The 11126-nt window shown below is 66.2% G+C and carries 16 protein-coding genes; 12 read left to right on the top strand and 4 right to left on the bottom strand.

Going from position 1 to position 11126, the window contains the following annotated elements; genetic code table 11:
• Positions 1-296 precede the first annotated feature (296 nt).
• The gene (locus H1226_RS17490; protein WP_258341694.1) at positions 297-734 is read right to left on the bottom strand and encodes an ArsI/CadI family heavy metal resistance metalloenzyme; all 438 of its coding nucleotides are present in this window, start codon (positions 732-734) and stop codon (positions 297-299) included.
• 83 nt (positions 735-817) lie between these two features.
• On the opposite strand from H1226_RS17490, the gene H1226_RS17485 reads away from it, so the two are divergent.
• Genes H1226_RS17485 through H1226_RS17475 form a run of 3 tightly spaced genes read left to right on the top strand, consistent with a single transcriptional unit; the run spans position 818 to position 2702 of the window.
• Positions 818-1186, top strand: coding sequence for an ArsR/SmtB family transcription factor (locus H1226_RS17485; RefSeq protein WP_258341693.1), 369 nt, complete (start codon positions 818-820; stop codon positions 1184-1186).
• Positions 1183-2280 (top strand): ACR3 family arsenite efflux transporter, encoded by a 1098-nt coding sequence (gene arsB / locus H1226_RS17480; protein ID WP_258341692.1) that lies wholly within the window; start codon positions 1183-1185, stop codon positions 2278-2280. The genes H1226_RS17485 and arsB overlap by 4 nt, the downstream gene beginning before the upstream one ends.
• 17 nt (positions 2281-2297) lie before the next feature.
• The gene (locus H1226_RS17475) at positions 2298-2702 is read left to right on the top strand and encodes an arsenate reductase ArsC (RefSeq protein WP_258341691.1); all 405 of its coding nucleotides are present in this window, start codon (positions 2298-2300) and stop codon (positions 2700-2702) included.
• A 201-nt stretch (positions 2703-2903) separates the two neighbouring features.
• On the opposite strand, the gene H1226_RS17470 is transcribed toward H1226_RS17475, so the two are convergent.
• Positions 2904-3080: a DUF397 domain-containing protein gene (locus H1226_RS17470; RefSeq protein ID WP_309148818.1), complete on the bottom strand. Its 177-nt coding sequence runs from the start codon at positions 3078-3080 to the stop codon at positions 2904-2906.
• Between the two features lie 30 nt (positions 3081-3110).
• Positions 3111-3956 (bottom strand): helix-turn-helix domain-containing protein, encoded by an 846-nt coding sequence (locus H1226_RS17465; protein ID WP_258341689.1) that lies wholly within the window; start codon positions 3954-3956, stop codon positions 3111-3113.
• A 1134-nt stretch (positions 3957-5090) separates the two neighbouring features.
• On the opposite strand from H1226_RS17465, the gene H1226_RS17460 reads away from it, so the two are divergent.
• From H1226_RS17460 to H1226_RS17420, 9 genes are all read left to right on the top strand, one after another.
• Positions 5091-5228: a hypothetical protein gene (locus H1226_RS17460; RefSeq protein WP_258349532.1), complete on the top strand. Its 138-nt coding sequence runs from the start codon at positions 5091-5093 to the stop codon at positions 5226-5228.
• A gap of 241 nt (positions 5229-5469) precedes the next feature.
• Entirely contained in the window at positions 5470-5730 is a 261-nt protein-coding gene (locus H1226_RS17455; protein WP_258341688.1) for a hypothetical protein, read from the top strand.
• A gap of 136 nt (positions 5731-5866) precedes the next feature.
• Positions 5867-6097, top strand: a complete 231-nt coding sequence (locus tag H1226_RS17450; RefSeq protein WP_258341687.1) for a hypothetical protein — start codon at positions 5867-5869, stop codon at positions 6095-6097.
• A gap of 420 nt (positions 6098-6517) precedes the next feature.
• Positions 6518-6982 (top strand): hypothetical protein, encoded by a 465-nt coding sequence (locus tag H1226_RS17445; protein WP_258341686.1) that lies wholly within the window; start codon positions 6518-6520, stop codon positions 6980-6982.
• A 323-nt stretch (positions 6983-7305) separates the two neighbouring features.
• Positions 7306-7695 (top strand): WhiB family transcriptional regulator, encoded by a 390-nt coding sequence (locus H1226_RS17440; protein WP_258341685.1) that lies wholly within the window; start codon positions 7306-7308, stop codon positions 7693-7695.
• A gap of 468 nt (positions 7696-8163) precedes the next feature.
• The gene (locus H1226_RS17435) at positions 8164-8355 is read left to right on the top strand and encodes a hypothetical protein (protein ID WP_258341684.1); all 192 of its coding nucleotides are present in this window, start codon (positions 8164-8166) and stop codon (positions 8353-8355) included.
• 174 nt (positions 8356-8529) lie between these two features.
• A complete protein-coding gene (locus H1226_RS17430) occupies positions 8530-8781 on the top strand; it encodes a hypothetical protein (protein ID WP_258341683.1) in 252 nt (83 codons plus the stop codon).
• A gap of 19 nt (positions 8782-8800) precedes the next feature.
• On the top strand, positions 8801-8983 hold the full coding sequence (locus H1226_RS17425; protein WP_258341682.1) for a hypothetical protein: 183 nt from the start codon (positions 8801-8803) through the stop codon (positions 8981-8983).
• Positions 8984-9334: 351 nt separating this feature from the next.
• Complete coding sequence (locus tag H1226_RS17420) at positions 9335-10150, top strand: tyrosine-type recombinase/integrase (RefSeq protein ID WP_258341681.1); 816 nt, start codon at positions 9335-9337, stop codon at positions 10148-10150.
• A gap of 93 nt (positions 10151-10243) precedes the next feature.
• Here H1226_RS17420 and H1226_RS17415 read toward each other — a convergent pair whose 3' ends face one another.
• Positions 10244-11125: a dihydrodipicolinate synthase family protein gene (locus tag H1226_RS17415; protein WP_258341680.1), complete on the bottom strand. Its 882-nt coding sequence runs from the start codon at positions 11123-11125 to the stop codon at positions 10244-10246.
• Position 11126: the final 1 nt, after the last annotated feature.

Here is an 11126-nt window from a genome sequence, read left to right as displayed (position 1 = left end):
TGCGCGTGCGCCCGGAACCGGCGGGTAGTGGGGTCTCTCCCTGCATGAGGGGCGGCCTGGTGGCTCCATCCCGTCGACCGGGCGTAGTCCGATCAGGCCGGGTCAAGGGGCACCGACGTGCCTACCGCCACGTTCGAGCGGACGGCCCTTGATGCGGCCTGATAGCCCTTGTGGCGGTCGACGGGATGGAGCCGCCCACCCGCACCGCGTCGAACCGACGGCAGGATTCGGCATCCCCCATCCCGGAGACCGCTTGGGGTCTGGGGGCTGCAAGCGCCCCAGAAATCAGTGATCGATTAGGAAGCCAGTGCGTCACTGACGTCGGTACAGCAGGGTTCCGGCTGCTGTTGGCCGGTGCCGAAGGTTTCGGAATCGGCCTTGACGACGTAGACCTCCCACGGTTCCCGGCCGGGGCCGTGCACCCAGACCTTGTCTTGGCGGGCGTAGCAACAGGTGGTGTCGTCTTCGACGTCGGTGAACAAGCCGAGTGCGCTGAGTCGATCGGTGGCGGCGTTGACCTCGTCGGTGCTGTCCACTTCGACCCCGAGGTGATCAAGGCCGGTGTCTTGGCCGGGTTCGCCTTCCAGCAGGACCAACTTCAGCGGCGGTTCGGCAATGGCGAAGTTCGCGTAGCCGGGCCGGAGCTTGGCTGGTTCGCTACCGAGCAACTTCGAGTAGAACGCGATCGATCCTTCAAGATCGCCGACTCGTAGGGCGAGCTGCATCCGTGACATGACCTCTCCTTAGTTAGACGACCATCTAAACAACCAGATGACGCTAGCTTGCCTATTGGTTCGATGGGTGTCAATATAGAAGCATGTCGAAACAAGGAGTGCCGTCGGACGATGCGGACTTGTGCTGCTCTCCGGTGCTGCGGGAACCGCTCGGGGAAGCCCAGGCTGTGGCGCTCGCGCGCGTGTTCAAGGCGATCGGCGAGCCGGTGCGGCTTCGGTTGCTGTCGCTGATCGCGTCGCACGAGGGGGGTGAAGCGTGCGTGTGTGATCTGACAGGTGCATTCGAGCTGTCCGGGCCGACGATTTCGCACCACTTGAAGATCCTTCGGGAAGCCGGGGTGATCGATGGTGAGCGCCGGGGCACCTGGGTCTACTACCGAGTGCGGCCCGAGACGTTGAACCTGGTCTCGGAGGCGCTGGCGCCAGCCGGGGATGTGGTGGTGTCGGCATGACGAGCACCCAGGAACGCGGTGGCGTGGCCGTCGCCGGGAAGCTCTCGACGCTGGACCGATTTCTGCCCGTGTGGATCGGCGCGGCAATGCTGGCGGGCCTCCTGGCCGGACGCTGGTTTCCCGGACTCGGGCCTGTCCTCAACGCGGTGCAGCTCGATGGAATCTCGCTGCCGATCGCGCTGGGCCTGCTGGTGATGATGTACCCGGTTCTGGCCAAGGTCCGCTACGACCGGCTGGAGACAGTCACCGGCGACAAGCGGCTGATGGTCTCGTCGTTGGTGCTGAACTGGCTGATCGGCCCGGCGCTGATGTTCGCGCTGGCGTGGATCTTTCTCCCGGACCTGCCGGAGTACCGCACCGGGCTGATCATCGTGGGGTTGGCGCGCTGCATCGCGATGGTCATCATCTGGAATGACCTGGCGTGCGGGGATCGGGAAGCGGCTGCCGTGCTGGTCGCGTTGAACTCGGTTTTCCAGGTCGTGGCCTTCGCAGGGCTGGGCTGGTTCTATTTGAGCGTGCTTCCGGGATGGCTCGGGCTGCCCACGGTCGGGCTCGAAGCATCACCCTGGCAGATCGCCAAATCGGTGCTGATCTTCCTCGGGATCCCGCTGGTGGCTGGGTACCTAACCCGCAGGTTCGGTGAACGCGCTAAGGGGCGCGACTGGTACGAGAGCCGGTTCCTACCTCGGATTGGCCCTCTGGCCCTCTACGGGTTGCTGTTCACGATCGTGCTCCTGTTCGCGTTGCAAGGTGAGCAGATCACGGCCCACCCGGTGGACGTGGCGCGGATCGCGCTGCCGCTGCTGGCTTACTTTGCGGTGATGTGGGCAGGTTCCTTCGCGCTGGGGAAGGTGATCGGCCTGAGCTACGAACGGTCGGCCACGCTGTCGTTCACCGCGGCGGGAAACAACTTCGAACTCGCCATCGCGGTCGCCATCGCCACGTTCGGCGTGACCAGCGGGCAAGCACTCGCCGGGGTCGTGGGGCCCCTCATCGAAGTCCCAGTGCTAGTGGCCCTCGTCTACGTGTCTCTGGCCGCACGCCGCTGGTTCGCTGGCCCGCAGCCGGCGCCGGGCGGAAAGCCTGCTCGATGACCTCCCTAGGAGACACCATGTCCGCCTTGCCCGAGGTTCTGTTCGTCTGCGTGCACAACGCGGGCCGCTCTCAGATGGCCGCCGCGTTGCTGCAACACCGTGCGCACGGTGAGGTAGTTGTTCGCTCGGCTGGGTCGGACCCAGCCGAGACCATCAATCCCGCCGTGTACGAAACGATGCTCGAACTCGGCATCGACCTTTCACGGGAGGTACCGAAGAAACTTACGACCGAAGCGGTAAGTGCGGCTGACGTGGTGATCACGATGGGCTGCGGTGACGCGTGCCCCGTGTTCCCCGGAAAGCGGTACCTCGACTGGGATTTGACCGATCCGGCAGGTAAGCGGGTTGAAGATGTCCGCGCGATCCGAGACGACATCGACCAGCGCGTATGTGCTCTGCTGGTCGAACTGGGCACCGTCTGATCAACGACTCGCGGGCGGGGCTGCGGCGCGAGAACACCGCGCCAGCGGTGGAGCGCAAGCGCCGGAAAAGCTCCGCCCGCGCGCCGCCGCAGGCGGCGCCTTGATACAGATAGAGAAAAAACCGGCAACAACTGCGCGAATCGTGTTCTGCGGCTAGATACAACGATGCTCCGAAAGCCAGAGCCTTCGGAGCATCGAGTGTTAGCGGTCGTAGTGTCCCGACTTGATCGCTGCCACGAATGTCGACCACTGTTCGTAACTGGCCGTGAAGTGTCCGGCTGCACGGTTCTTCGTGTCGCGTACACCCACCGTGGACGGGGTGACGGCAACCTCAACGCAGTTGCCGCCTGAGTTCGAGCGTGACGACTTACGCCACACCGCGTGCACAGGTTCCACGGTCCGCACCTTTCATTGCTTGAGCTGGTGAGCGTCCCGGATGGTAGCCACCCGTTCTAGTGTCGCAGGAGCCGACAGTGCAGTTGAGCGCAGCTCGTCGAACACGTAGCGCAACGCCTCGACGTCATCGGGACGGTCGACAGTGTGACCTCCGAGGGGCGTATCCAAGAACCCGATCGCTTCGTCCTCGGGGTGCTCGAAGGACAGGACAACGAACGCGCCGCTTGGTGAAGCATGTGCCCCGGCTTCGTACGGGAGTACTTGGACGATGACGTTCGGCAGCTCGCAGAGGTCTAGGAGATGTTGAAGCTGCTCCGTCATGATCTCTGGACCGCCGACGACGCGATGCAGGGCAGCCTCGCCGATGACGGCTCGTAGCTGTATGGGCAGGGCGCTTGTCAGCCGCTTCTGGCGTTCAGTACGTGCTTTCACTCGGCGAGCGATGTCCTGTGGGTTGGTGGTGTACCGCCCCGCCCGGTGGACCTCGTAGGCGTACCGCTCTGTTTGCAACAAGCCAGGTATGAGATCGAGCTCGAAGTTGATGGCCTCGGTCGCGAACGACTCGAAGTCGACGAACGGTGCGAACCAGCCGGGAACCCGGTAGGACTCCCACCACCCACGTTGTTCAGCCTGGCGGCGGGTGTCTTCGAGCTGCGCTCGCACCTCTACCGGGGCGTCGTAGAAGTCGAGAAGTGCGGTCAGCTCGGTCTTCTTAACCTTTGATCGCCCAGCTTCCAGGTGGCGGATCTTCGAGACCGAACATCCCAGGACGCGGCTTGCTGCTTCAACATCGTGGTCAGCCTCCTGTCGAAGCTTGACCAGCCAAGAGCCAAGTTGCCTGCGGCGTGCAGTGGACATCCATCAAGCCTAACGATCGCAGGTGACATCGATGGATCACCCGTATGGAGTACTTGAAAGCCTGACACTATCAAGTTAAGTCTATGAAGTGTCAGAGTTGGGTTCAGATGGGAAAGTTGACATGCAACTGGGTAGTTGCACACAGTGACGGAAACTTGCCGCACTTAACGAGAGCGCGCGAGTGCTTCAGCCAGTCGGCTAGATCGGAGCGTTCGGTGAAGGTCACGCGAGAGGCAATGGAGCAGGAGTCGGCTGGACAGACACCCCTGCCGGTTCGGTACGGGCCGGGCGTGGTGGGTGAGTCGCGGCGTGTTGTGCATCAGGCGGTGTTGGTCGGTGGGGTGTATCGGGCGCGGTGTGGTGCGGAGTTGTTGGCCGAAGTGGTGGAGGTGACGGCGTGGGGGCGCCGTGTGTTCCGTGTGTGGCGAGGGCGTCGCTGAATCTTCCGGCTGCGGATAGAGCGGTGGGGGTGGCGTGATGACGGCGGTGGTGGTGCTGGCGCTGGTGGTGGGTTTGGTACTGCTGGCTTGGGGCCGTACTTCGGCGGGGGGGTCGGTGATGCGGGTGTTGATGTGGGCTGCTTCGGCTGGGCATGTGGTGCGGCGCTGGCATGTGGTGCGGGGGCGGGCGGTGTCGCGTTGTGGTCGGCGTGTGGTGAGTGGGTGTTCGGTCCGGTGGATGTGCGGCGGTCGGCGTCGGTTCCGGTGGAAGTGGTGCCTGCTGATGTGTGTGAGCGGTGCGCGGCGTGGGCGGGTGTGGTGGTGCCGGGTTCGGTGGTGCCGTTGGGCGAGTTGGTGACGGCGCGGCATGCGTTGTTGCAGGCGGCGTTGGATTCGGAACCGGAGTCGGCGCAAGGGCCGGTGCCGGTGTTGTGGCCGACGGAGGACCCGGACGTGGGGAAGCGGCCGGGCTCACCGGGTTCGTCGGATGCGGGGTGGTGGCGCGGCGCTGGGGGGCGTCATCGGTTGCGGCGGCCGTGCGGTTGGGGTGTGGATCGTGTTGCGGCGTAAGAGCTTCGGGCACAGCGGGTGCCCGAGGAGGGGTCGGCACGCGACCGGACTAGGGCTTGCGTGCCGACCCCGTTTCCACACAGCGGCTCCTGCGAGAGGGGCCACGGAGAAAGGGAATCACATCTTGATTCTGGATATGGCGCGTCGTGCCGCGTTGGTGGCGGCGTTGTTCGTGGCGGGGGCGATGGCGGCGGCCGGGGGCGGTTCGGTGGCGGCGGCGGACGAGATTCCGTGGCCGTTGGATCACAACCCGTACGACTGATCGACTGATCACGGGTTTCTAGGTCCGGCCCGTTGTCCTGCACCCCCGACCAGGCGCGGGCTGGTGCCCGGCCGGGTCCCCCGCGATGAAGTTCTTCCCAAGCGGGGGACTGGCCGGGTCTTCACGCCAGGCAACAGTCCTCCCTGTAATGCCTGGCGGTGTCGGGGTTGAGTCCGGCCGGGGTGGCGCCTCTCGCTGCCCCGGCCGGATTCCCTGTATCTGATGTCCACGGTGGAGCGCGATGGAGAAAACGGTATTGCCGAGTGTGATCGCATTGCGGCGCGAATTGCAGACGGCGCGGGGCCGGTTACTGATGAACCGGCGCGGAATTAATAAATTATCGGATGATGCGGCGGCGTGCGCTGGGGTGAGTGAATACATTCCTGATCAGTGCACGGGCAAGGTCACCGATGCGATCGATTCTTTGTCGCAGGTGATCACGTTTTTGCATGCGATTCAATCAGGGATGGAAATGCATGATATCCGGGAAACTCAAGGATGAGGCGGGGATGGCAGAGATACGGCTGAGCGATCCCGGCGTTCGTGGTCCGGGTGCAGATGGGGACGGGGATTGGAGAGTCGGTAATTGCGGCCCTGTGTGGACCTGGGCGCGGCCGACTGGCGAGGAGGCCGCCGCGATGCGCTCGGGCGCGCTGCGGCTGTGGTCGGTGGAGGTCGGGCGCTACAGCAGGGTGTTGGTGGACGCGCGTCGTGGTGACACCGGGGACGAGTGCGAGCTTCTGCTGAGCACCGGGCACGAGAACCCGTGCGCCCTGACCGAGGACTCGGCGGCGGAGCTGGCGGAAGATCTTCAGGAAGCGATCGCGTGGCTGTGGCCCTCGGCCGCGTCGGAGGAGCGAGAAGAGTAGGCAGCCTCGGCAAGGCACGTCCGCCCGGGAAGAAGGCGCCGGAACCAGCATGCTGGTCCCGGCGCTTTTCTGTGTACGGTGTACCTGTCAAGGGGCTGGTTGGTCTTTCCGGGTGACACGTTTAGCGGATGATTAGCCATTTTCTAGTGAGCGTTTAGTATTCTGCCCGAATCATGGTCCAGTCCAATCGTGCAGTGTATCGCCGCAGGTGGCGACGTTCTCAGGAGTTGCCGAGTGATGTTTCCGGTGAGATAGGGCACAGGGGTGTGCTTGTAACGAACTCCTTGTGGCGGCACATATGCCCGATACATTGAACTCATCTCGGAAGGGATCGGCGAGGGGGCTGGTTCTGGAGATGGTATCGGGAGTCGCGTTAGTGAGGGGTGGATTTTGGCTTTACCGCGTGGTTTTCGGTTTCCGGTGTCGCATGAGGATGTGTTTCCGGCCGGGGCTCTAGTGGTCGGTGAGGTGGAGATCGCGGCGGAGCGGCAGTCGCAGGAGGATCGGCAGCGTGGCCGGGAGGCTCGCCAGCGGGTGGATGAGGGGTCTCTGTTGCCGGTGTGGCGGGTGGTGGTGAGTGATCCCGCGCCTGCCCGGCGGGCGGAAGCGTCGGTGACGGTGGAGATTCTGGCGGAGGAACGCCCGGTGTTGCCGGACCCGGTGCCGGAGCTGGCGTCGATGGGTGTGCGGCCGGTGGAGTTCGTGGGGCTGCGGGTGCAGCCACGCTTGGGTGGCCAGGGCGAGTTCCGGCATTTGACGTGGGCGTACACGGCGGAGGGTGTGCGGGCACCGCAAATCGGGTCGGGTTCGGGTGCGGCGGCGAAACCGTCGACACCGGCGAAATCCGCGGGTTCGGGCGAGGGGTCGTCGGCGGGTGGTCGGTGATGGCGCGGCGTGGTGGTGTGGCGCCGTTGCGGCCGGGGCCGTCGATGGTGGGGCTGTTGCCTCGGCAGTGGGCGGTAGCGCCGTCGGATCATGGTGCCTGGTTCTTGCTGGGTGGTCCGCTCGCGGGTGATCCGGACGTGATGATCTCGGTTGAGCAGGCTGTGGGCGGGGATCGGGATCTCGGGGAACCGATGCGTGGCTGCTGGCTGAGGTGCTGGCGATGATGACCGGCGGGCACACCGAGGGCGTGGAGCTGTCGGAGCGGGAGCGGTCGGACCTGACGTGCCAACTGCGGATGATGCTGCGGACCGCTCGGGGGCTGGATGGCTGACCCGGATGGTGCGGGTGAGCGTGCGGTGTGGCCGGTTGAGGTGGCGTGGCGGGTGCTGGCGCGTGCGCTGTTTTCGGGTGGTGTTCCGCCGACGTGGCACGAGCGGGCTGTGTGTGCGGGTAATCCGGAACCGATGGACGGCGGGCATTGGCGGATCGAGCAGGCTCGTCGGCTCTGCGGTGGGTGCCCGGTTCGGCGGGAGTGCCTGGCGGATGCGATCGGGTGGGAAACCCTGAGTGCGACGCGGGCGGCTGAGCCGGTCGGGACCCGGGGTGCGCTGACGGCGACGGAACGGAAAACGCTGTATCGGGTGTTTCCGGGCAGTGTCGGGGACTCTGGCAGCGAACGTCGCCGCCCTCGTCGCCGCACCGATCGTTTCTGATCGCCACCACCTGCCGAGAACAAAAAGGGGGTGTTGTGTCAGTGGCCGGTTCGGATGATGTTCCGGGCGAAGGAATCGAATATGCAATGTTGGTTCCTGCTCCACAGGTGACGCCACTCGGGTATTGCACGATGTGCGGGGAGCCGGAAGAGAATCACATTTCGCCGGATGGGGAGGTGAGCGTCCGGGAATTTCATAGATCGTTTCTCGGGGCGCGTGCACGGTTCATCGATGAGGGTTGATCGGGGTGATGGTGGCGCAGACAGAACACATTTCCGACGCGATTACAGAATTGATGGAAAGGGGGCATACGTGCGAGGCGGTTACGGCAGTGCGGGGAGAACTGTTTTTTCACTTGGCAGATTTGTGGGAAGCCGCGTCGGTGTGCGGAGGAAGCTCGGCGGAGATCGCGGAAATTCGGGCCGAGCAGTGTCGGCAGCGGGCACGGTCGCTGCTGGGATGGATTGCGTGAGCCGGGCGCATACGGCGGCGGTGGAGGCGTTGGCCGATCAGATTGCCGCGCATCTGCGGGAGACGCCGGCGTCGTCTGACCAGGGTCTTTGTCAGGCGCAGGTGGTGGAGCTGGCGGCGCGGGCCGGGTGGCGTGAGGCACGGCGGCTGCTGCTGGGGCGGCTCGGCGATCCGGTCGAGGGCGGATGAAGCCGGGTTCCTGCGGGCCGGGTCGGCATCGGGTGATCCTCGCGTGGGAGGTCAACACCGGTGTGTTGTCGCTGGTGTGCACGACGTGCGCCAAAGCCGTGGTTTCCGCCGATGAATCGCAAGGGCCGTTGTTGTGGGATTTGATGAAGCAAATCAATTCAGGATCGGGGGTGAATGGTGGCGACGGTTGAGGAAGCGTTTCGTGTGATTGCGGATCGGCCGGTGATGATGGAGGCAGCGCGGCTGGCGTGGCGCACGGTCGCGGAAATCGAGGAATGCCGTACCGCGTGTGATCGAGCGTATCGCGCATTCGGTGACGAATACCCGGGTTTGGAGGATGCGTTTCGGGTCGCGGTGGCCGCGGTACGGGATGCCGAGGCGCCGATGCGGGATTCGGCGGTCCGTTTGCGGTATCTCGGCGGCTGAGGAAATCGGGGGTGCAGGAATGAACGACGATGCAGTGCGTGCATCGGATGAGTTGGAGTCGGCGGCGGCTGATCTGGAGACGGCGGGGCATCCGGTGATCGTGTCGGAATCCGCGCTGGCTGAGCCGCTGCGGGCGGCGGTGGATGCGGTGCGCGAGTTGGCCTCGGACCTGGCCGAGTCGGGGCGGTCCGGGTCCGAGTAACCCGCCACCCACCGCTCTCCGGGTGGGCGGGCGGTGGGTGGCGGCTGGCCCCCCGGTTGGCGTGTTGCGGGACGCGCGGGCCGGGGGGCCTCTCCTTCTTCTCTTCTGGCGGCGGGGGTGGTCGTTGGTGCAGGACGGGCGTGGTCGGGCTCCGTGGGATGGCGGGGGTTCACGGGAACCGGCGGATATCGCTACTGAGGTAGCGGAAATGGGCGAAGCACTGGTGACGGCGGTGCTCGCGCTGTGTGGGTGGTTGGTGCGGCACCCGGTGGTGCTCGGGTTGTGCGGTGGGGTGTGGTGGTGCTGGTCCACCGGCGGGGTGCCGAGCCTGGTCGTGATCGGCGTCCTGGCGTGTCGGAGAACTACGCGGAACAGATTTGCCGCCTGCTGTCGAGCATGATGGAAGCAGCGATCGCCGACCAGCGGATTCACGCCAACCCGTGCCGGGCGAAAGGAATCCGGCGCCCGAAGAACACCACCGTCCCGGCCGTGGCCTGGGAACCGGAACGAGTCACGGCACTACGGTGTGCCGTTCCTGCCCGGGAACGTGTCGCCGTGGCACTGGGGGCGGGGCTGGGCTTGCGGGTCGGGGAGATCTTCGGGCTCTCCCCCGACGACATCGACGATGGGGCCGGGGTCGTGCATGTGCGTCGGCAAGTCCGCAAGGTACGCGGGCAACTGGTGTTCTCCCTGCCCAAGCGGGGCAAACTGCGTGATGTGCCGATCGAGCCGGAACTGGCGCACCTGCTGCGGGCGTACCTGGCTGAGTTCCCCGCCCACACGGTCACGTTGCCGTGGACCACTCCGGGCGGGACACCCACCACGCACACCCTGTTCCTGACCCGCCCGAACGGGACGGCCTGGCACAGCAGCGCATGGGACTACCACGTGTGGGCACCGGCGTTCCGCCAATCCGGGACCACCAAGCGGCCCCGGATCGACGGCCTCCACGCCCTGCGCCACACCTACGCGAGCACCCTGCTCGCCAACGGGGTGAGCATCCGGGAACTGGCGACCTACCTCGGACACGAGAAACTGTCGTTCACGCTGGAGATCTACACCCACATGCTGCCCAGCAGCCACCAACGCGCCCAAGCAGCCATCTCCGGCTACCTCCGAGACACCATCACCAGCCCCGACACCTCCGACGGCCTACACGCGGCCTGACGGCCCACCAAACACAACAAATCAGCTGGTCAGGGCACCCGAAGCTCCCAACGGAGAAAGAGCGGTCCGTTCACTCGACGTGCTCGGGCCGGATCAGCGGCGGAGGTCGAGTTCGGTGACGAGCCGCGCCACCTCCGCGCGCTCCGCGGGCTGCAGGCCGCGCACCGGGCGCGGCAGGTTCGGGTGCGCGACGAGCCTGAGCTCCTCGGCGATCGCGGACACCACGCGCAGGCTGCCGCACCGGCCGAACAGCTCCCACAGCGGCGCCAACCGGTCCGATTCCGCGGTCGCCGCGGCGGCATCCCCGGCGAACGCGGGGCGCGCGATCGCCGCCGCGGCCTCCGGCACCGTCCCGGCCAGCACCGAGTACCAGGCCCGGCACCCGGCGAGGATCCCGGCGGCGGCCAGCGGATCACCGGCGACCCCGATCGTCACCGGCTCCGGCAGCAGGCCGCGCAACCGGGAGACGCGGTCCGCCGGCGCCGGCACCCCGGGGATCTTGACGGAGGCGACGCCGGGCAGGGCCGCGATCCGCGCGTGCAGCTCGTCGGTGAACGTGACGTGCGTGGTCCCCGGGTTGTCGTACACCACCAGCGGGACCGACAGCGCCGCGGTGACCTCCGCGTAGAGCCCGAACACCTCCTCGTCGGTTAGCGCCTGGTACGACACCGGGGCGAGCAGCACTCCCGCCGCCCCGGCCTCCTGCGCGTCCTCGGCCAGCGCCAGCACCTCGCGGGTGCGCAGCGCGCCGATGCCGACGAGCACCGGGACGTCCCCGGCGTGCCGCACGGCGAGCCGCGCGACCCGGGCGCGCTCCGCCCGGTCCAGGTACGGGTAGCTGCCGGTGGAGCCGAGCGCGGTGATCGAATCGACCGGGGCGGTGGCGAGCCGTTCCACGAGCCCCGCGAACGCGGCCTCGTCGACGCCCCGGTCGGTGACGGGAGTCAGCGGGAACGCGCTGAGTCCGGTGAACATG

Origin of the sequence: Saccharopolyspora gregorii, from assembly GCF_024734405.1 — a bacterium.
GTDB classification, from domain to species: Bacteria; Actinomycetota; Actinomycetes; order Mycobacteriales; family Pseudonocardiaceae; genus Saccharopolyspora_C; species Saccharopolyspora_C gregorii.
Note: the sequence above shows the minus strand (reverse complement) of the source record. Positions and strands in the feature narration are given on the sequence as shown.